Here is a 19461-nt window from a genome sequence, read left to right as displayed (position 1 = left end):
CGCCGTCCCAGCCCCCAGAAGAAGAGGTGTGACGCACGCATGGCAGCAACGCCGTACACAGAGACCGCCGGGACCCGGCCGCGAGTCCGCCGTGACGTCCTGTTCACCGAGACGCCCGACGGCGTGATCTTCCACAACGCCGACGGAGGGTTCCGGCTCACCGCCGGATCCGGCTACCGGTTCGCCACCCTTCTGGTGCCCCATCTGGACGGCAGCAGATCGGTCGAGGAGATCTGCCAGGGCTTCGGCGACCGGCAGAAGGCCATGGTCGGCGAACTCGTGAAGGCCCTCTACGCGCGGGGCTTCGCCCGGCCCGTACCGGCACCGGACGAGTCGGCGGCCCCGCGGACGGCCCCGGCCCCCGCCGGACGCTTCGCCCAGCAGATCGCCTACATCGACCACTACGCGGACGATGCCGACGCCCGGTTCGCCCGCTACCGCTCCACCCGGGTCGCCGTGCTCGGCGACGGCCCCGTGGCCCGCTGGTGCGTGCTCTCGCTCATCCGCAACGGCTGCGCCGCCATCGGCGTCGACGCCGCCTTCCTCGACGGCTCCGGCGGCACCACCGCCGAGGAGGTCGCGGAGGTCCGGCGGGAGGCGGCCCGGCTGGCGGAGGAGGACTGCCCCGTCGAGCTGTCCGCACTCCCGGAGGGGCGCCGGGCCGCCGGTACCGGCTGGGCGGCCTACGACGGGTACGACGTCGTCGTCGCCGCGGCCGGCCCCCAGGTGCCAGGCACCGTACTGGCGCTGCTCAGGGAAGGGGTGCCCGAGGGGCGGACACTGCTCCCGGCCTGGACGTTCCAGGGACGGGCCGTCGTCGGGCCGGTCATGACCCCGGAGTCGGCGGCCTGCTGGGCCTGCGCGGCCCTCCGGCTGGGCGCGGCCGGCGGTGCGGCCGACGCGGCCGCCGCCGGTCTCTGGCGCGGGCTCGCCCTCGGCACCGGCACCCCCGGGGCCCAGCCCGTGGGGCCGCTCGCGGCGATGCTCGGCAACCTGCTCGGCTACGAGGTGTTCCGCCTGGTCACCGGCGCGCTGCGGGCCGAGACCCGCGACCGGCTCCTCCTCCAGGACATGGCCTCCTTCGACGTGGCGTCGGAGCAGTTGCTGCCGCATCCCGCGTGCCCGTTCTGCGCGGCGCCCACCGCCCTGCCCGAGCCGGTCGACCTGGCGTCCGCGCCGGCCCGCCCGGCGTTCCTCCCCACAGCGGACACCGCCGCCGACGACGACGCCGCCCAGGGCCCGCTCGCCGCGCTCGAACGCCGCTCCGCCCTCGTCCAGCCGCACGCCGGGGTGTTCACCGCCTACGCCGACGAGAAGGTGACCCAGACCCCGCTGAAGGTGGGCTCGGTCGTCCTGGGCGGCCTCGGTGCCGGGGGCGGCAGGACGGTCACCGCCTTCGACGTCCACCACACCGCCGGGGCCCGGCTGCGGGCGCTGAACGCCGCCGCCACGCTCTACGCCGAGCACGTGGTGCCCGCCCCGGCGCCCGACGCCGCCACGGCGGAACTGCCCGCCGTGGCCCCGGACAGCCTCACCGTCGCGTCCGGCACCGGCGGCACCGGGGCGGCCACCCGCTGGACGGCGGCCGTCTCGCTGCTCACCAAGGAGGTGGTCCGGGTGCCCGCCGGGGCGGTGCGCCCCTTCGGCGCGGACAACGCGGACCGCCGCTTCGAACCCACCCGGGCCGGTGCCGGAGCCGGTGCGGACCTGCCCGAGGCCGCCGGGGCCGGGCTGCTCTCGGCGCTCGCCCACGACGCTCTGCGCCGGGCCGTCCGGGGAGCCGGCGCGGTCTCCGTCCTCCCGCCCCGGGTGCTCGGCGAGGACCCCGAACCGGTGTTCCTGCTGCGAACGGCGGCCCATCTCGGCCTCACCGTCGAGCTGCTGGACCTCGGCGAGCGGGCATTCTCCGGGGCTTCCGTCGTCCTCGCCCGGACGACCGGCACCCCCCGCCCCGCCCTCTGGGCCGTCGGCGCGGCCCCGGACCTCGCGACGGCGGCCGTGGACGCCCTGCGGGACCTGCTCGGCGAGGCCCAGATGGCCGGCGCCCCGGACACCGGTGACCCGCTGCTGCGCGACCTGGACGCGGCGCTCGTCCCCATCACCTCCGAACAGCCCGCCGCCCCGGACGCCCCGGACGCCCCCGGCTGGACCCGCATCCTCGAACGCCTCGCCGCCGCCGGGCGGGACGCCCTGGTCGTGCCCACGCACGCCGCCGACCTGCCCACCGCGGGCATCCACACCGTGCGTGTTCTGCTCACCCGGGCGGCCGCCGATGCCGGCTGAGACCGCCGTACGCCCCCTGCCCACCGAACGCCCCGAAGCCGTCGACCGGTTCGCCGCGGCGCTGCGGGACGCGCTCGGTGAGGCCGGTGCCGCCCCGGCCGTGTCGGTCGAGCCGCTCGGCGTCCGGGACGCGTACGCGCCGACCGGCGCCCCGGGCGGGGACGCCCCGGCCGACAGCGCCGCCGTGCCCGTCCACCTCTACGGCCGGCAGGTGCTGATCGGCCCGTGGCCCGCCCGGGACGGGCGCGCCGGCTGCGGCACCTGTCTCGCCCGCCGCTGGCAGGGCGTGCGCTCGGTGTCCCTGCGCGAGGGCCTCGAACTGGGCAACGGCACCCGGGCGGTCGGCGACTGGCCGTACGGCACGCCCTTCGCCGTCACCGCCGTCGCCGCCCTGATGGCGGGGCTCGCCGCTGCGGAGCCCGGGCCGGGCCCGTACCCCCGGGTCCATCTGCTGGACCTGGACGCCATGACCGTACGCAGTCATCCCCTGGTCCCCGATCCGGAGTGCCCCGACTGCTCCGCGCCCCGCGCCGACACCGCCGAGGCGGCGGCGCTCACCCTGCGGCCCGCTCCGCCGTACCGGCCGGGTGTCTTCCGGGTGCGGCGGGTGGAGGACTACCGGCTGCCGGAGGACGCCTTCGTCAACCCGCACTGGGGCGCGCTCGGTTCCTCGGTGACCTGCGATGTCGCGTCGACCACCACCTCCGCCACCGTCGGCTGCTTCTCGACCCGGTCCGGGGACTACCTCCGGGAGACGTTCTGGGGCGGCCACGCGGACACGTACGCGCACAGCCGGAGCATCGGGGTCCTGGAGGCGCTGGAGCGCTACGCCGGGATGCGGGCCCGCGCCAGGACCACCCGGCTCACCGCCTCCCTGGACGAGCTGGGCCCCGACGCCGTCGACCCGCGCGAAACCGGCCTGTACGCCGAGGAGTTCTACGCCCGGAACCCCTGGGTGCGCCCCTTCGCGACGGACCGGAAGATCCCCTGGGTGTGGGGCTGGTCGCTGCGCGACGACCGCCCCCGTCCGGTGCCCGAGGTCCTCGCCTACTACCACGCCCCGGGCCTGGAGGGCCGGTTCGTGCAGGAGAGCTCCAACGGCTGCGCGTCCGGGGGCAGTACGGAGGAGGCCGTGTACTTCGGGCTGATGGAGGTCATCGAGCGGGACGCCTTCCTGCTCGCCTGGTACGGGCAGGTGCCGCTGCGCGAGATCAACCCGGCGACCAGCACCAGGCCCGCCACCCGGCACATGGTGGACCGGCTGGCCATGTACGGCTACCGGGCCCGCTTCTTCGACACCCGGATCGGCTTCCCCGTCCCCGTGGTCACCGGCTGCGCCGAACGCTTCGACGGCTCCACCGGCCGGATGTGCTTCGGCGCGGGCGCCGGACTCGACCCGGAGTCCGCCCTGGACTCCGCGCTCCGCGAGATCGCCACCGACGCGGTCAACCTCGTCGGCCGGACCGTGCGCGACGAGGAACGGCTGCGCGCCATGGCCGCCGACTTCGACCGGTTCACCACGCTCCACGACCACCCGCTGTCGTACGGGATCCCCGAGATGGGCCGGCACGCCGACTTCCTGCTGCGGCAGCCCGAGTCCCGCCCCCCGCTCTCCGTCGCCGACCTGGCCTGGCCGGACACCGGGGGCGGCCCGGCCGCCCCCGACCTCCGCGCGGACGTCCTGCGCGCGGTCGGTGCCGTCACCGCCGCCGGCCACGACGTGGTCGTCGTCGACCAGACCCTGCCCGAGCAGCGCGCGCTCGGACTGCACACCGTGAAGGTCCTGGTGCCGGGGCTGCTCCCCATCGACTTCGGCTGGTCCCGCCAGCGCGCCCGGCACATGCCCCGGACGCGCGTCGCACTCGGCCCGGCCGGCCTCAACCCCGCGCCGCACCCGTTCCCATGACCGTACGCCAGCCGCACCCGCCCATCCGAGCCCATGCGAGAGGGGGCCACCCCATGGGGTACGCCCATGAGTACGCCGACGCCGTCCTGCACCGCGGTCGCGTCCCGATGGAGCCCACCGACTTCGCCCCGGACTGGCCCGACGCCCCGCGCCGGGGGAAGTTCTACCCGGGCGTGGAGCCGTACGCCCTCCCGGACGGCGACGGCCTCCCGGACGCCCCCGCCGCACGCGGTCTGCTGCCCGCCCCGGACGGCGGGTCAGCGGCGGGCGATCCGGCCGGCTTCACCCTGCCGCTGCTGTCCGCGATGCTCAAGGACTCGTACGGGCTGACCGGCCGCCGCCTCGGCGTCCAGGCCAACAGCGACCTGTCCGGGCTGCCGCTGCACACCCACGCCAACTGGTCCCGGGGCACCGCCGGAGGCGGCGGTCTCTACCCGGTCAGCATCTACTGGGCGTCCGGCCCCTCCGGGCCGCTGACCCCCGGCATCCACTACTACGACGTCCAGCGGCACGCCGTGCAGCGGGTGCTGACCGGCGACGTCTCCGCCCGCGTCCGCGAGGCGCTGGGGCCCGACGCGCCCGAGGAGGCCCGGGAGACGGACCAGTACCTGATCCTCGGGGTGAAGTACTGGCAGAACGCGTTCAAGTACAACAGCTTCTCGTACCACGTGGTCTCCACCGACCTGGGCACCCTCGTGCAGACCTGGCGGATCTGGGCCGGGGCCCGGGGCCTCGTCACCTCGCCCGTCCTGTGGTTCGACGAGCCCCGGCTGAACGGCCTGCTCGGCACCGAGGGCGAGGAGGAGGGCGTCTTCGCCGTCGTCCCGCTGCACTGGGACACCTCGGCCCCGGCCCCTTCGGCGGCCCCGCCCGGACCCGACCCGGCCGTACGGCACCGGGACGCCGAACGGTCCCGCACCGTCCGGACGTTCCCCACCCTCCTCGCCATGCACGCCGCGACCACCAAGGACGCGACGGACCGCCCCGCCCCCGGCGCGCTGGACACCGCGGCGGCGCTGCCCGCCCCGCCGGGCGGCACCCGGACCGCCCTGCCCGCCCCGGCCTTCCCCGCCGTGCCGGTGCGGCGCGCCCTGCGCACCCGGCGCAGCAGCTTCGGCCGCTTCGACGCGGCGCGCCCCGTCACGCCCGCCCAGCTCTCCGCCGTCCTCGCGGCCTGCGCCGGGACGTCGCTGCCCAGTGACGCGGACCCGGACGGCGCGGTGCGCCAGACCCGGATGTACGCCTTCGTCAACCACGTCGAGTCCGTCGAGCCGGGCGCCTATGTCTACGACCCCGAGGCGGGGGAGCTGCGGCTCGTCGACGCGGGGCCGCAGGGGTCCTTCCTCCAGGGCACCTACTTCCTCGCCAACTACAACCTGGAGCAGGCGGGGGCCGTCCTCGTGCCGACCGTCCGCACCACCGCGGTGCTGGACGCGGTGGGGGACCGCGGATACCGCCTGGCGGCCGGGACCGCGGGCGCCGTGGCCCAGACGTTCTACGTGGCGGCCGCCGCGCTCGGGCTCGGCGCGGGCGTCGCCCTCGGCTTCGACAACATCTCGTTCGTCGAGAAGCTCGGCCTGGGCGACGGCGACGAGGCACCCCTGCTGATCATGCCGCTCGGCAACGAGCGGCCCCGGCCCGCCGACTTCCGGCACGAGATCGCCTGACGGGAACCCTGCCATGACACTCCTGACGTCCGACACCACCCCCCGTCCGCCCGATGTGTGGGAACCCGGGCACCGCTTCCTGCTCCGCGCGGCCGGCCTGCCCCTGGAGACCGTCCGGGGCCTGCGCTGCCCCAACACCGGTGACTGGGCGGACGAGGTTCTGGAACTGGAGGAACGGCTCACCGCCGACGGCGCCGCGCTCAGCGAGCTGCTGCACGGGCTGCTCGGCGCCGCCGACGCGGTCGGCGGCGACGCCCGCCGCCTGCTCCTCAACGTCCGCCGCGCGGTCTTCAACAACCGCCTGCCCGCCGATCCCCGCGCCGCCGAGCGCCTGGTGACCGGGCTGGCCGAGCCGGCGGGCGCGCGGCTCGCCGACTGGCTGGCCCGCCGCACCCGGTACGCCGATCTCCTCGGCCGGGGGCCGGAGTTGCTGACCGGGGAGATGCGGGACGCGCGCCGGGCGCTGCGCGAGGCGCTGACCGGGGACCGGCTCCGGCTGGGGCTGCTGCTGGCCTCGCCCACGCTGGACAGCCGGCTCGGCGGATACCTGGAGGACACGAGCGCCGAGCCGGGCAAGCGGATGCGCAAGATCGAGCGTTCGGCGCTCACCTACCTCTACCGCACCGCGTGCAAGACGAGCCCGTTCAGCACGCTGACGGCCGTGGCCACGGGCACCTTCGAGCCGGGCGCCCCGGACACCGCTCCGGATTCGGCCCCGCCCGCCGCGCCCGCCCTGCGCGTCGGCGAGGAGTGGACCAGCCATGTCCGGCTCAACGTCGTCGTGCTCGGCCGGCTGGCCGACCTGATCCTCGCCGACCCCGTGCGCCGCCAGGACCTCCCCGTCGTCCCCGCCCCGGGCTGGGGGCGCGACGAGGACCGCATCCGCTACGTCCGCCAGTGGGTGACCACGGGTGACGACAGCGCGGCCGTCACCTTCGACGCCGTACGCGACCGGCTGTTCTACCTCCGGGGCAGCGGCACCCTGGACCGGCTGCTCACCTTCTTCTCCACCCACGAGGGGCCGCGCCACCGGGACCTCGTGGACATGCTGCGCACCGAGCGCGGCGCCGGTCCCGACGAGGCCGAACGCTACGCGGCCGCCCTGCTCCAGCTCGGCATGGTGCAGGTGCCGGGCCTGCGCACCGATGTGCACAGCCCCGACCCGCTGCGCTCCTTCCAGCAGGCCCTGCGCGGTCTCGGGGTCCCCTGGGCGGACACGGTCGCCGCCTCGCTCGACGGACCGGCCGCCTGCCTGGCCGCGTACCCGGCCGCCCCGCTCACCGAACGGCGCACCCTGCTCCGTACCCTGCGCGGCCAACTCCTCGACGTACAGCGGGAGCTGGGAGCCGAGGACGCCGCGCTGCCGCAGACCCTGGTGTACGAGGACGTCAGCGCAGGCGAGGACCTGCGCGGCGGTCCCGGGCCGCTGGCCGGCGCCACGGGCCGGGCGCTGCGGCGGGTCGAGGGCATCCTCCCGATGTACGACATCACCCTGCCCCAGCGCATCACCCTGCGCGGCTTCTTCCTGGCCCGGCACGGAAGCGGCGGGCGCTGCGACGACCTGCTGGGCCTGGTGCACGACTTCCACGAGGACCTCTTCGACCAGTACATCTCGTTCACCTCCAAGCGTTCCGCCTTCGACGCCGATGAGGAGTACGTCCCGGAGGAGAACTGGCTCGGCCAGAGCGCCCTGCGCACCCTGGACTCGGCCCGCCGGCGCTTCGTCGCCGGGATGCGCGAGCAGTGGGAGAAGCACGGCACGGCGGACGAGATCCGGCTCCCCGCCGCCCTCCTCACCGATGTGGCCGGTGAACTCGCGTCGATCACCCAGGACTTCAGCCCGCAGAGCCACCACATCCAGGTCGCCGGGCCCGGCCCGGACGGGCGGCCGCTGATCGTCCTCAACCGCTCGTACGGCGGACTCGCCTTCCCCTTCAGCCGGTTCACGCACGTCTACGACCCCGACGGCGCGACCGCCCCCGACGTGCGCCCCGGCCTCTCGGAGCGGCTGCGCGCCGAACTCCTCACCCGCGCCCCGGAAGGCGCCGTCCTCGCCGAGCTGACCGGGGGGCCGATCACCACCAACCTCAACCTGCACGGGCGGCTGACGAGCCACCAGATCGTCTGCCCGGGCGAGACCTCCACCGTGCCCGAGGACGCCCGGATCCACCTGGAGGACCTGTACCTCCAGCACGACGAGGCCACCGACCGGCTCGTCCTGCGGTCCCGGCGGCTGGGCTGCGAGGTCGTCCCCGTCTACCTCGGCTACCTCGTCCCCGTCGCCCTGCCGGAGATCCCCCGCACCCTGCTCCTGCTCGCCCCGAGCACCATGACCCCCACCGACGTCTGGGGCGGCGTCCCCGAGGCCCCCGCCCACGACGGGGTCACCCGCAGGCCGCGCGTGGTCCACGACGGGGTCGTCGTCAGCCGCCGCAGCTGGACGGCCGACGCCCGGGCGCTGCCCGCCCGGACACCCGGCGCCGACGAGGCGGGGTGGTTCCTCGGCTGGCGGCGCTGGCGGCGCGCCCACGGGCTGCCCGCCCAGGTCTTCGCGACGGTCCTGCGCGAGGGGCGCCGCGGCCTGGGCGCCAAACCCCTGTACGTGGACTTCGACAGCCCGCTGTCCCTGACCGCGTTCGACGCCCTGCTGGAGCGCGGGCCGGGCGACGCCGTCGTCCTGCGGGAGATGCTCCCGTCCGAGGACGCCCCGCACGTGATCTCCGAACAGGGCCACCACGTCGCCGAACTGGCCGTGGAGACCTTCACCTCCCGCCCGCGTACCGAGGACGGCCCCACATGCCGGAACTGATCTCGACCAGCACCGCCCGCCCCACCGGCACGGAACGGGGGGACTGGATCGCGCTGCACGTCTTCTACGCGGCCAGCCCCCGGCCGATGCTGGTCGACTGCGTCCGCCCGCTGGTCGCCGAGCTGACCGCCGAAGGGCTGCTGGCCGGCCACTTCTTCATCACGTACTGGCTGGAGGGACCGCACGTCCGGCTCCGGCTGCGCCCCGCGAGCCCCGAGGCCGCCCCCGAGGTGCTGCGCCGCGCCGAGGAGGCCCTCACCGGCTTCCTCCGTACCCGGCCCGCCCTCTACGAGGTCGACTCCGGGTTCCTCAAGGACTTCTACAACGAGCTGTTCGACATCGAGTTCCCCGGCGAGGACCGCGCCCGGTACATGGGCGAGGACGGCCGGATGAACCTGCGGCCGAACAACTCCTTCAGCCTGGAGCCGTACGCCCCCGAGTACGCCAAGTACGGCGGCCCGGCCGGGGTCGAGCTGGCCGAGTGGCACTTCCGGCACTCCAGCGACCTGGTCATCGACGCCTTCCGCACCATGAACCTCCACCTGCGGACCGTGCTGCTCGGCACCTCCGCCCAGCTGATGATGGTGATGGCGAGCTGCTTCCTGCCGGAGGAGGACCGGCTCGCCGACTACCTGGACGGCTACTACGCGTTCTGGCACCGCGCCTTCCCCGGCACCGGCTTCATCGGATCCAAGGAGTACGAGCGCAACTACGCGCAGATGGCGCCGGCCCTGGGCAGCCGCTTCGCCGCGATCCGCGCCGCCATCGCGGCCGGGGAGCTCGGCCGGCTGCCGTCCTTCCTGCGCGGCTGGGCGGCCCACTGCCTGGAGCTGCGGGACCGGATCACCGACCTCGCCACCCGGGGCGAACTCCTCTTCCCGGTCTGGGACGGACCCGCCCGCGAGGACACCGGCCAGGAACGCACCGAGCCGGCCGACGCGGCCCCCCTGGAACGGCTCACCCATGTCCCGGCGGTCCTGCCCCGGCTGCTCTCCCCGTACATGCACATGACCAACAACCGGCTGCATGTGACGATCCGCGACGAGGCGTACCTCTCCTTCGTCCTCGGCCAGGTCCTGCGCGCGGGCACCACCGGTGCGGTGGCGGGCGACGCCGGTACGGTGCCTGACGACGCCCGTACGGACAAGGCGGCGGGCTCATGAACCCGGCCACCGACCGCGCCCGCGCCGCCGCGCGCGCGTACCGCCCCGCGCTCGGGCCCGGCGTCCTCATCAGCCCGCCCCTGCTGCGCGGCCCCCGCACGGTGCACCTGCTCAAGCACCCCGTGAGCGGTGCCGCGTTCGAGGTCGGGCCCAAGGAGCACTTCCTCATCTCCCGCCTAGACGGGACCCGCACCCTGGACGACCTCGCCCCCGCCTACGCCGAACGCTTCGGCCGCCGGCTCGCCGAGGAGCACTGGAACAGGCTCCTCGGCCTCCTCGGCACCCGGAGCCTGCTGGCGGGCGCCCCCGACCCGCCGCCCGCCGCCCCTCCCCCGGCCCGGACCGGCGGCCGGTGGCACGGCACCCGGCGCTTGGTCGCCGACGCCGACCGGACCACCGCCCGGCTCCACCGCGTCCTGCGTCCGCTGCTCCACCCGGCGGTCCAACTCCCTTTGCTGGCGGCCGTCCTCGTCACCGTCGTGGCCCTCGTCCTGCACACCGGCGAACTCCTGGACGGCACCGGCGAGCTGATCCGGGAGCCGGCGGCCCTGACGGGTGCCGCCCTGTTCCTGTGGTTCAGCATCACCCTGCACGAACTGGCCCACGGCATCGCCGCCCAGCACTACGGCGGCACGGTCACCGAGATCGGACTGCGCTGGCGGTTCCCGGTGGCGATGCTCTACTGCACCGTCGACAACTACCTCTTCCTCCCCGCCCTGCGCGCCCGGCTCGTCATCGCCGGGGCGGGCGCCCAGCTCAACATGGTGCTGCTGCTGCCCTTCGCCCTCTGGTGGTCCCTGCTGCCCCCCGGCGACCCCACCAGGGCGCTGCTCGCCGGGCTCCTGCTGCTCGGCGCCGTCCAGGGGCTCAGCAACCTCGTCCCGCTGCCCCCGCTCGACGGCTACCGCATGCTCGGCCACCTCCTCGGCACCGCCCGCCTCGCCCCGGAGACCCGTGCCTACCTGGCCCTGCGCCGCAGCGACCCGGACGCCGCCGCCGCGTACCCCCGCCGGGCCCGACGCCTCTACACGGCATACGCCGCCGGATTCGTCGCGCTCGTCCTCCTCGCCGCCGCGGGCACCTGCGCCGCGGCGTACCAGCTCCTGACGGGGTGACCGAGGTGACCGCGGAGCGCGACCGTCCTCGACCTTCCCCGGCCTTCCCCGACCGTCCTCGACCGGAAGGAACCACGCACCACATGAATGAGGTACAGGCGATGCCAACCACCCCCGGCGAGGACGCCACCCCGGCCCCCGCCGTCCACGTCCGGCACATCTCCAAGCGGTACGGAGAACGCCAGGCCCTCGACGACGTGTCGCTGGAGATCGGGCGCGGCGAGTTCTTCGGCCTGCTCGGACCCAACGGCGCAGGCAAGTCGACCCTGGTGGAGATCATGGAGGGGCTGCGCCGGGCCGACAGCGGCACGGCCGCCGTGTTCGGCGAGTCCCCCTGGCCCCGCAACACCGCGCTGCTGCCCCGGGTCGGCATCCAGACCCAGTCCTCCGCCTTCTTCGTCCGGCAGCGGGCGCACGAGCACCTGCGCACCGTCGCCGCCCTCTACGGCGCCCCGCGCGCCGCCGTGGACGCCACGCTGGAGGCCGTCGGGCTCACCGAGCAGCGCGACATCCAGGTGGAGAGCCTCTCCGGCGGGCAGCGCCAGCGCCTCGCCATCGCCTCCGCCCTCGTCCACGGCCCCGAGCTGATCTTCCTCGACGAGCCCACCGCCGCCCTGGACCCGCAGGCCCGCCGCGACCTGTGGGAGGTGCTGCGCGGCCTCAAGGCCCAGGGCCGCACCATCGTCTACACCACCCACCACTTGGACGAGGCGGAAGCGCTCTGCGACCGCATCGCGATCCTCGTGGACGGCAGGGTCGCGGTCACCGACACCCCGCACAACCTCGTCGGCGGGTTCAAGGCGGCCACCAGGCTGATGCTGCCGCTCGGCCGCCTCGGCGAGGAGGAGGCGGCGGCCATCCCCGGCGTCGACCGGGTCACCGTCCAGGGCGGCTCCCTCGTCCTGGAGACCCGCGAGGCGGGCCGAGTCCTCAGCGCCGTCGACAAGCTGACCGGTCTCGACGGCGTCCAGACCCGCACCGCCGGCCTGGAGGACGTCTACCTCGATCTCACGGCCCGGCTCACCCGGTCCGCGCACACCCCCCGCCGGAACGCCGACACCACGGAGCACCAGCCATGAGCGCCTACGCCGCACTGGCCGCAGCGGGCTACCGCGCCCAGATCCGCGACAAGAGCACCCTCTTCTTCACCTTCGCCTTCCCGCTCCTCTTCCTCGTCGTCTTCGGCCTGATCTTCCGGGGCCAGGACGTCGAGGAGAGCGGCCTGTCCTACCTCTCCTACACCGCCGCCGGGGTCCTGTCCTGGGGCGTCGCCAACGCGGCCGTCTTCGGTATCGCGTTCACCCTGATGCAGTGGCGGAACGACGACATCCTGCGCCTGATCCGGATGTCCCCGGCCCCGCTCTCCGCCGTCATCGGCTCCCGTTACGTCCTCGCCCTGGTCGTCGGGGCCGTGCAGTCGCTGCTGTTCGTCGGCGTCGCCATGCTGCCGGTGTTCGGCCTGCGGCCCGCTTCCGGATGGCCCCTGCTGATCCCGGTGCTCCTCCTCGGTGTCACCACCTTCCTGCTGCTCGGCGTCATCATCGGCTCGTTCGCCGACACCCCGGAGTCCGTCGCGGCCGTCGCCAACTTCCTGATGCTGCCGATGGCGTTCCTCTCCGGCTCCTTCTTCCCGCTGGACTCGATGCCGTCCTGGCTCCAGCACGTCTCCGTGGTCCTGCCGCTGCGCTACCTCAACGACGCCGTGTCCCACGCGATCGCCGGACGCGGGGGCCTCTCCGACGTCTGGGTCGGCTGCGCCGGACTCGTCGTCTTCGCCCTGATCTTCGGCGCCGTCGCCGTCAAGACCTTCCGCTGGACGAGGTCCTCATGAGCGCCCCGACGCGCACCGCCCCCGCGCCCGCCCCCGCCGTCGCCCCCATGGAGGCGGCCCGGGCCGTGCTCCGCACCGCTCTGGCCGACCGGACCGGGCGGGACGTCCCCGTCGTCCCGGTCGGCGCCACCGACGCCACCGACGCGCTCGGCGACCGGGGCGCCCCGGACCCCTGGGCGGCCGAACGCCCCGGCGCCCGCGTCCATCTCACCGCCTCCGCCGTCCTCATCGGCCCCTGGGGCGGCGACGGCACCGCCCCCGCCTGCGGGCGCTGCCTCGCGATGCGCTGGCAGCGCCTGCGCAGCCGCAGCGAGCGCGACGCCCTGGAGACCGGCGGCCCCGACGGCCCCCGCCCCACGGGCGCCTGGCCGCTGCTCACCGACCACACCCACGACGCCGTGGCCGCGCTGTGCCGCGCGCTGCTGGACGGCCCCGGCGCCGAAGCCCCCGCCACCGGCCCGGCCGACCGGCTCCTGCCCCAGGTCACCCGCCTCGACCTGGCGACCCTCCAGGTGCGGACGTACCCGCTGCTCGCCGATCCCCGCTGCCCCGACTGCGCCCCGCCGCCCGCCCCCGCCGGGCCCCGCCCGCTGGCCCTCGTCGCCCGCCCCAAGCCCGACCCGGACGGCTACCGGCTGCGCCCCGCGTCCTCGTACCCCCTGCCGGAAGAGGCCCTGGCCAACCCCGTCTGCGGGATGCTGGGCGGCGGCACCTGGTCCGACGTCACCTCGCCGACGACCGCGCCCGTCGCCGGCAGCGTCTTCGTACGCGGCTACGCGGGGCTCAACGACGTCACCTGGAGCGGCCAGGAGAACACCTTCTCCACCAGCCGCGTCCTCGCCTTCCTGGAGGGCCTGGAGCGCTACGCCGGAACCCACCGGCGCGGCCGGACCACCCCCGTCACCGGCTCCTGGACGGAGCTGCGGGCCGACGCCGTCGACCCCGCCGTCTGCGGCCTCTACGATCCCCTCACCTACCGCGACGACCCGCTCGTCGACCCCTTCGACCCGGACCGCGCCATCCCGTGGGAGTGGGGCTGGTCGCTGCGCGACGACAGGCCCGTCCTCGTCCCGTCCCGGCTCGTCTACTACAGCGCGGGACTGGCCGCCGACAACTTCGTCTTCGAGTGCTCCAACGGCTGCGCCATCGGCGGCGGCCTGGAGGAGGCCGTCCTCGGCGGCCTGCTCGAACTCATCGAACGGGACGCCTTCCTCAACGCCTGGTACGGCAACGCCCGGCTCACCGAGATCGACCTGGCCACCGTCGGCGGACGGGCCGCGCCCGCCATGGCCGAACGCGCCGCGCTCCAGGGCTACGACGTCCACGCCTTCGACAACCGCGTGGACCTGGCCGTCCCCGTCGTGACCGCGCTCGCCGTACGCCGCGACGGCGGCCTCGGCGCCCTCTCCTTCGCGGCGGCCGCCTCGCTGGACCCGCGGGCCGCCGTCGAGGGCGCCCTGTCCGAAGTGCTCACGTACATCCCGCACCTCTCCCGCCAGACCGGGGAGCGCCGCGACGAACTGGAGGCGATGGCCGACGACTTCGACCGGGTACGCCACCTCAAGGACCACGCCCAGCTCTACGGCCTGCCCCGGATGACCGCCCATGCCGACAGCTACCTCAACCCCCTGGCCGTACGACCCTTCGGGGAGGTCTACCGGGACTGGGAGACCACCGGCCGCCCCCGCACCGGCGACCTGCGCGACGACCTCCGCGCCGTGATCGGTGAACTCGCCGACGCCGGGCACGATGTGATCGCCGTCGACCAGACCACCCCGGAGCAGGAACGCATGGGCCTGCGCACCGTCGCCACCCTCGCCCCCGGGCTCCTGCCGATCGACTTCGGCTGGAACCGCCGCCGCGCCCCGTTCATGCCCCGCCTGCGCACCGCGCTCCGCCGGGGCGGCCACCGCACGACGGACCTGACCGAGGCCGGGATGCGCATGGTCCCGCACCCGTTCCCGTAACGGCGAAGCGCCCGGTACCCGTCCGGAAGGAGACGGATACCGGGCGCGCACATCGCCCGATCAGGCGGTGCAGGAGGTGGTGCTGGTGGTGGAGCTGCACGTCGAGGTCGAGCTGCAGCTGGTGGAACCGGCGAGCACGACCTCGCTGGCGTCCGAGTAGTCCGAGATCTCGAAGGTCTCGGCCTCCAGCTCAAGGATCTCGTCGGCGAGGGTGCTGAGGTTCTTCTCCATGGTGTCTCCTCCGGTCCGGGGCCACCGTGTCCGGGGGCCACCCACTGGCGTACGCCCCGGTGGGGGTGTACGCCGACCATTCCACCGCCCGCCGCTCACCGCTCGGCATGCCTTCCGCACACACATCGCTGGCACGCGATGCCAGCGGCCCCGACGAGCACGTCAGGAGCCTCCGTTGACCCACCTGACCGCCCCCCGGCCAGCCACCCACCCCGCCCTGTCCCAGGCCCTCACCCAGGAAGCGATCCGCCCCGCCCTCACCCTCTACCTGGACGTCCACCGCCACCCGGAGACGTCCGGCGAAGAGGCCCGCACCGCAGCCCTGTTCGCGGAGCGGCTCACCGCCGCAGGACTCGACGTCACCCGGGGCATCGGCGGCCACGGAGTCGTCGGCGTCCTGCGCAACGGCGAGGGCCCCCGCGTATACCTGCGCACCGAGCTCGACGCCCTGCCGCTCAGGGAGCTCACCGGCCTCCCGTACGCGAGCACCGGCCCCGCGATGCACGCCTGCGGCCACGACCTCCACCTGGCGGCGGCCACCGGCGCGGCGGACCTGCTGGCCCGCACCACCGACCACTGGCGCGGCACCCTCGTGGTCGTGGGCCAGCCCGCCGAGGAGACCCTGACCGGGGCGCGCGCGATGCTGGCGGACGGCCTGTACGAGCGGTTCGGCAGGCCCGACGCGGTCCTCGCCCAGCACGCCGCCCCGCTCCCCGCCGGCCTGATCGCGCACGGCGGCCCTTACGCCCCGGTCGCCGCCGCGAGCGCCGCCCTCACCGTCGTCGTCCACGGCCGGGGCGGCCACGCGGCGACCCCGCACCTCACCGTGGACCCGGTGGTCACGGCCGCGGCGGTGATCGGCCGCCTCCAGACGGTCGTCGCCCGCGAGGCGGCCCCCGCCGAACAACTCGCCCTCACCGTGGGCACGGTGCACGCCGGGACGGCCGTCAATGTGGTCCCGGACACCGCCGAACTGGGCATCGGCCTGCGCGCCCTCACCGACGACACCCTGGACCGGGCCCTGGCGGCGGTGGACCGCATCGTCCGGGCGGAGTGCGCCGCGTCCGCCTGCCCCCGAGACCCGGACCTCACCGTGCTCTCCCGCTCCCCGGCCCTGCACGGCGACCCGGCCGCGACGGACGCGGTCCGCGCCGCCCACACCGCCCTGTACGGCCCGGCACGCGTCACGGGCTGGCCCCCGTCACTGGCCGCCGAGGACTTCGCCCTCTACGGGGACGCGGGCCGCGAACTCCACGGCGAGACCGGAATCCCGCTGGTCTACTGGATGCTGGGCACGACGAGCCCCCGCCAGTGGGCGGCCACCAACGGGACGAACATCCCCCCGAACCACTCCCCCCACTTCGCCCCCGCGATCCGCACGGCACTGCCCGCCGCGATCACGGCGCTCACGGCGGCGGCGCTGGACCGGCTGGCAGGGGCTAGCGGTTGACCGACACGACGAGGTACGCCCACACGAAGACCACCACCAAGCACACCCCAGCCGCCACGACGGCGACGCAACCGAGCGCCGCCACCGTGCCACTGACCGCCGTCCAACCAACCCGCGTCGCGCGCCGCGCCAGCCGGACGGCGTCGTCATACGCACGGTCGTCGTCCCACGCACCTTCAGTCATGCTCCCCGCCCTCCGTAGTCTGACCGTATGCCTTCCGCACTGGTCGTCGGTTACGACCCCCAAGCCATCCCCGGTGTCGACGGAGACGCCCTGCGCGCGGCGCTCGAAGCGGAGCTCGCGCGCTTCGCCGACCACGGCATCGACGCGGCCATGACGCTGGTCGAGTTCAACGACGCGGCCGAACCCGCCCTCGTCGCAGCCCTGACCGAACGCCCCTGGGACGTCGTGGTCATCGGCGGCGGAATCCGCAAGGCCGCGCCACTGCTCCCACTCTTCGAACACATCGTCAACCTCATCCGCCGCCATGCGCCCCAGGCCGCGCTCGCGTTCAACACCACGGGCGGCGACAGCGTGGAGGCGGCCCAACGCTGGCTGTAGAGCCCCACTCACTCACTTCTTACGGGCTCCGCAGCACAAGCCACTCGCCCCACTCATCCCAGCGAAGCGACGAGCCGCTCCAGTGACCTCCGAGCGGGCGGCCCCCACGTCGACTTCCCGTTGGGGAGCCCCCGGTCACCGTCGTCCGCGATGAGCAGCCCACTCAGCGCACGCAGGACCGCACAGCCACGGGCCCGGCGAAGAGTTGCCGCGTCCGGGGCGGGATCGTACGCGGCGTAAAACCGGTCAACGCCGTTGTCCGGAAGCAGAATCCAGGCGGCGGCGAGGTCGCAGGCCGGGTCACCGGCGAAGAGGTCACCAAAGTCGATGACCCCGCAGAACGTGGCGTTGCCGGTCAGCACGTTGGCGGGATGCAGATCCCCGTGAAGCCACAACGCGGGCCCGTCCCAGTCGGGGGCGGCGACGGCATCGGCCCAGACCCGGCGAACGCCGTCCGGATCGGCGACCAACCCCCGCCCGACAGCATCAAGAAGCGACCGCTCGAAGTACTGCCCGTAGGGCCCCAGGGGCCCACCCCTCCCCCTCCCGACAGGCGCCCCGTCCGGGGCGGGCCGGTGCAGAGCACTCAGAAACCGGGCCAACACATCGGCCGCTTCCTCGCCCCGCGTAGCCGGAACCCGATCAGCGGGCTCCCCGGCCACCCACGTGGTAACCAACCAGGGCCGCGGGAACCGCTCGGACGGCACACCAAGCCGCTGCGGCACGGGCACGGGCAACGGCAGCCCCGGAGCCAGACCAGGCACCCAGGCATGCTCCTTCAACAACAACTCATCAGCAGACGAAGTCGCCCACGGCAACCGCACAGCAAGCCCATCCCCCAACCGCCACAACTGGTTGTCCCACCCCCGCGCGGCAAGGCTGAGCGGCAGATCGGCCAGATCGGGGTGCTGGTCGCGGAGCAGGGCGCGGATGAGGCCGGGGGTTAAGTCGGCACGGGCGTGAGGGTCGGTCATGCGGGGGAGCGTAGCCGGGCGGAGGCTGGGGCGGGCGATGCGTGGTTGATGGTGTCCCCGCGGGTACGGGGAGCAGTGCCTCAGCCGGATCTCGTGGGCGACCATCGAGGGACCATCCCCGCGCGTGCGGAGAGCAGGGCGGAGACCAGATCATCACCAGCCTCCTCCTGGGACCATCCCCGCGCGTACGGGGAGCAGCTCGCTGACCTGCAGGTCTATCGAGTGAAGGCGCGGTTTCTGACCACTTTCGCACAGTCCGGCATATCCATCTCAACAATCACACGTCAGGCATACGCGGCAAGGGTACGCCAACGCCTCTGGATAGCCGACCCGTTCGCCGAGCGCGCATCAGAGAGCCCGCCTGGACGCGAACTACTGCGGCTGGCGTAGAACGGCAGCCGCTTCGCATGCGGGATCACCTTCCGGGCACCGGGCGCATACCTGACGTAACGGTTTCGGTTTGGGGAGGGTGCTGTGATGACGAATGTGAAGACCAGGGGGACCAGGGCGGCTGCGTACGGAGTGGCGGGTCTGCTGGCCGTTGCCGCGCTGGCCGGGTGTGGGTCGGACGACAAGGGCGACGCGGCGAAGGACACGAAGCCCTCCGGGGCGGGCAAGACGGCCGACGCGTCGCCCTCGCAGGTAGTACAGGCGACCAACAAGAAGACCACCGAGGCCGGTTCCGCGCGCGTGAAGATCACGACCTCGGTAAGCGCCAAGGGACAGAGTCAGACGGTCACCGGCTCCGGCGTCATGGACTTCGAGGATGGGGAGAGCAAGCTGACCATGGAGCAGTCGGGTCAGCGGCTGGAGCAGCGAGTCGTGGACAAGATGATCTACCAAAAGCCGCCGAAGGGTGAGGGCGGCCTGCCCGGCGGCAAGAGCTGGATGAAGATCGACATGGAGAAGCTGCGGACCTCCGGGGCCACCGGAAGCAGCCAGGTGAGCGATCCGACCGACTCCTTTGCCTACTCCAAGTCGCTGTCCGAGAAGGACATCAAGAAGGTCGGTACGGAGAGCGTGGGCGGTGTCGAGACGACCCACTACAAGGTCGACCTGGACATCGACAAGCTCGCCAAGGGCGACGCCGCGCAGGCCCGAAAGCTGCGTGAACAGCTCGGCGAGACGGTGCCGGTGGACCTGTGGGTCGATGGCAAGGGGCTGATGCGCCGCCAGCAGATCGAGATCTCCGCGCAGCCGACCGGGGGCGCGAAGGAGTCCGGTTCGGCGAACCGGGGCAAGGCGAAGGTCGTGATGGACTTCAGCGACTTCGGAACTGACGTCGACGTCGACGCGCCGCCCACCGGAGACACGGTCGATGTGACGGACAAGGTCGTCAAGCAGGCGGGCGGCCAGCAGTCCTGAGCGACGTGCCGCCCTACGGAAGGGGGCCCCCCCCCCCGGGGGGGGGGGGGGGGCCCCCGCCGGAAAGCGGCCGTGGGGGCCCACCGGCAAGGGCGCCGGGGGGGGCGCCGGGCCCCGCCCGGCGGGGCGCGAGCCTAC

At 74.3% G+C, this 19461-nt stretch carries 15 protein-coding genes; 12 read left to right on the top strand and 3 right to left on the bottom strand.

Annotated elements, in window-relative coordinates:
- Positions 1–39: 39 nt before the first annotated feature.
- From ACIQZN_RS05685 to ACIQZN_RS05645, 9 genes are all read left to right on the top strand, one after another.
- Positions 40–2283 (top strand): TOMM precursor leader peptide-binding protein, encoded by a 2244-nt coding sequence (locus ACIQZN_RS05685; RefSeq protein WP_403988688.1) that lies wholly within the window; start codon positions 40–42, stop codon positions 2281–2283.
- Complete coding sequence (locus ACIQZN_RS05680) at positions 2273–4189, top strand: TOMM precursor leader peptide-binding protein (protein ID WP_403988686.1); 1917 nt, start codon at positions 2273–2275, stop codon at positions 4187–4189. The genes ACIQZN_RS05685 and ACIQZN_RS05680 overlap by 11 nt, the downstream gene beginning before the upstream one ends.
- A 53-nt stretch (positions 4190–4242) precedes the next feature.
- Positions 4243–5856: a nitroreductase family protein gene (locus tag ACIQZN_RS05675; RefSeq protein ID WP_403988684.1), complete on the top strand. Its 1614-nt coding sequence runs from the start codon at positions 4243–4245 to the stop codon at positions 5854–5856.
- 13 nt (positions 5857–5869) lie between these two features.
- Entirely contained in the window at positions 5870–8665 is a 2796-nt protein-coding gene (locus ACIQZN_RS05670; protein ID WP_403988682.1) for a lantibiotic dehydratase, read from the top strand.
- Complete coding sequence (locus tag ACIQZN_RS05665; RefSeq protein WP_403988680.1) at positions 8653–9828, top strand: lantibiotic dehydratase C-terminal domain-containing protein; 1176 nt, start codon at positions 8653–8655, stop codon at positions 9826–9828. The genes ACIQZN_RS05670 and ACIQZN_RS05665 overlap by 13 nt, the downstream gene beginning before the upstream one ends.
- The gene (locus tag ACIQZN_RS05660) at positions 9825–10943 is read left to right on the top strand and encodes a peptidase M50 (RefSeq protein ID WP_403988678.1); all 1119 of its coding nucleotides are present in this window, start codon (positions 9825–9827) and stop codon (positions 10941–10943) included. The genes ACIQZN_RS05665 and ACIQZN_RS05660 overlap by 4 nt, the downstream gene beginning before the upstream one ends.
- 83 nt (positions 10944–11026) lie before the next feature.
- Positions 11027–12022: an ABC transporter ATP-binding protein gene (locus tag ACIQZN_RS05655; RefSeq protein ID WP_403988676.1), complete on the top strand. Its 996-nt coding sequence runs from the start codon at positions 11027–11029 to the stop codon at positions 12020–12022.
- Positions 12019–12774 carry an ABC transporter permease gene (locus tag ACIQZN_RS05650; RefSeq protein WP_403988674.1) on the top strand — a complete coding sequence of 252 codons (756 nt, stop codon included), beginning with the start codon at positions 12019–12021 and terminating at the stop codon, positions 12772–12774. Before ACIQZN_RS05655 ends, ACIQZN_RS05650 begins: the two co-directional genes overlap by 4 nt.
- On the top strand, positions 12771–14741 hold the full coding sequence (locus ACIQZN_RS05645) for a TOMM precursor leader peptide-binding protein (RefSeq protein WP_403988672.1): 1971 nt from the start codon (positions 12771–12773) through the stop codon (positions 14739–14741). Before ACIQZN_RS05650 ends, ACIQZN_RS05645 begins: the two co-directional genes overlap by 4 nt.
- A gap of 60 nt (positions 14742–14801) precedes the next feature.
- Here ACIQZN_RS05645 and ACIQZN_RS05640 read toward each other — a convergent pair whose 3' ends face one another.
- Positions 14802–14972: a thiazolylpeptide-type bacteriocin gene (locus tag ACIQZN_RS05640; RefSeq protein WP_018105658.1), complete on the bottom strand. Its 171-nt coding sequence runs from the start codon at positions 14970–14972 to the stop codon at positions 14802–14804.
- Between the two features lie 175 nt (positions 14973–15147).
- On the opposite strand from ACIQZN_RS05640, the gene ACIQZN_RS05635 reads away from it, so the two are divergent.
- Complete coding sequence (locus ACIQZN_RS05635) at positions 15148–16422, top strand: amidohydrolase (RefSeq protein ID WP_403988669.1); 1275 nt, start codon at positions 15148–15150, stop codon at positions 16420–16422.
- On the opposite strand, the gene ACIQZN_RS05630 is transcribed toward ACIQZN_RS05635, so the two are convergent.
- On the bottom strand, positions 16412–16606 hold the full coding sequence (locus tag ACIQZN_RS05630) for a hypothetical protein (protein ID WP_403988667.1): 195 nt from the start codon (positions 16604–16606) through the stop codon (positions 16412–16414). The genes ACIQZN_RS05635 and ACIQZN_RS05630 overlap by 11 nt on opposite strands.
- Positions 16607–16633: 27 nt before the next feature.
- Between ACIQZN_RS05630 and ACIQZN_RS05625 the strand changes: the two genes are divergently transcribed.
- Positions 16634–16984 (top strand): hypothetical protein, encoded by a 351-nt coding sequence (locus ACIQZN_RS05625; protein ID WP_403988665.1) that lies wholly within the window; start codon positions 16634–16636, stop codon positions 16982–16984.
- 53 nt (positions 16985–17037) lie between these two features.
- On the opposite strand, the gene ACIQZN_RS05620 is transcribed toward ACIQZN_RS05625, so the two are convergent.
- On the bottom strand, positions 17038–17958 hold the full coding sequence (locus tag ACIQZN_RS05620; RefSeq protein ID WP_403988663.1) for a phosphotransferase: 921 nt from the start codon (positions 17956–17958) through the stop codon (positions 17038–17040).
- Positions 17959–18435: 477 nt separating this feature from the next.
- On the opposite strand from ACIQZN_RS05620, the gene ACIQZN_RS05615 reads away from it, so the two are divergent.
- On the top strand, positions 18436–19323 hold the full coding sequence (locus ACIQZN_RS05615) for a hypothetical protein (protein ID WP_403988661.1): 888 nt from the start codon (positions 18436–18438) through the stop codon (positions 19321–19323).
- Positions 19324–19461: the final 138 nt, after the last annotated feature.

The organism is Streptomyces sp. NPDC097595 (assembly GCF_044761525.1).
GTDB classification, from domain to species: Bacteria; Actinomycetota; Actinomycetes; order Streptomycetales; family Streptomycetaceae; genus Streptomyces; species Streptomyces drozdowiczii_A.
This window is presented reverse-complemented; position numbering and strand designations above follow the sequence as displayed.

Bases quoted from the DNA above. Each gene is read 5' to 3' on its own strand.
- ACIQZN_RS05685 (WP_403988688.1), top strand. From the start codon at position 40: ATGGCAGCAACGCCGTACACAGAGACCGCCGGGACCCGGCCGCGAGTC.
- ACIQZN_RS05680 (WP_403988686.1), top strand. From the start codon at position 2,273: ATGCCGGCTGAGACCGCCGTACGCCCCCTGCCCACCGAACGCCCCGAA.
- ACIQZN_RS05675 (WP_403988684.1), top strand. From the start codon at position 4,243: ATGGGGTACGCCCATGAGTACGCCGACGCCGTCCTGCACCGCGGTCGC.
- ACIQZN_RS05670 (WP_403988682.1), top strand. From the start codon at position 5,870: ATGACACTCCTGACGTCCGACACCACCCCCCGTCCGCCCGATGTGTGG.
- ACIQZN_RS05665 (WP_403988680.1), top strand. From the start codon at position 8,653: ATGCCGGAACTGATCTCGACCAGCACCGCCCGCCCCACCGGCACGGAA.
- ACIQZN_RS05660 (WP_403988678.1), top strand. From the start codon at position 9,825: ATGAACCCGGCCACCGACCGCGCCCGCGCCGCCGCGCGCGCGTACCGC.
- ACIQZN_RS05655 (WP_403988676.1), top strand. From the start codon at position 11,027: ATGAATGAGGTACAGGCGATGCCAACCACCCCCGGCGAGGACGCCACC.
- ACIQZN_RS05650 (WP_403988674.1), top strand. From the start codon at position 12,019: ATGAGCGCCTACGCCGCACTGGCCGCAGCGGGCTACCGCGCCCAGATC.
- ACIQZN_RS05645 (WP_403988672.1), top strand. From the start codon at position 12,771: ATGAGCGCCCCGACGCGCACCGCCCCCGCGCCCGCCCCCGCCGTCGCC.
- ACIQZN_RS05640 (WP_018105658.1), bottom strand. From the start codon at position 14,972: ATGGAGAAGAACCTCAGCACCCTCGCCGACGAGATCCTTGAGCTGGAG.
- ACIQZN_RS05630 (WP_403988667.1), bottom strand. From the start codon at position 16,606: ATGACTGAAGGTGCGTGGGACGACGACCGTGCGTATGACGACGCCGTC.
- ACIQZN_RS05625 (WP_403988665.1), top strand. From the start codon at position 16,634: ATGCCTTCCGCACTGGTCGTCGGTTACGACCCCCAAGCCATCCCCGGT.
- ACIQZN_RS05620 (WP_403988663.1), bottom strand. From the start codon at position 17,958: ATGACCGACCCTCACGCCCGTGCCGACTTAACCCCCGGCCTCATCCGC.
- ACIQZN_RS05615 (WP_403988661.1), top strand. From the start codon at position 18,436: ATGACGAATGTGAAGACCAGGGGGACCAGGGCGGCTGCGTACGGAGTG.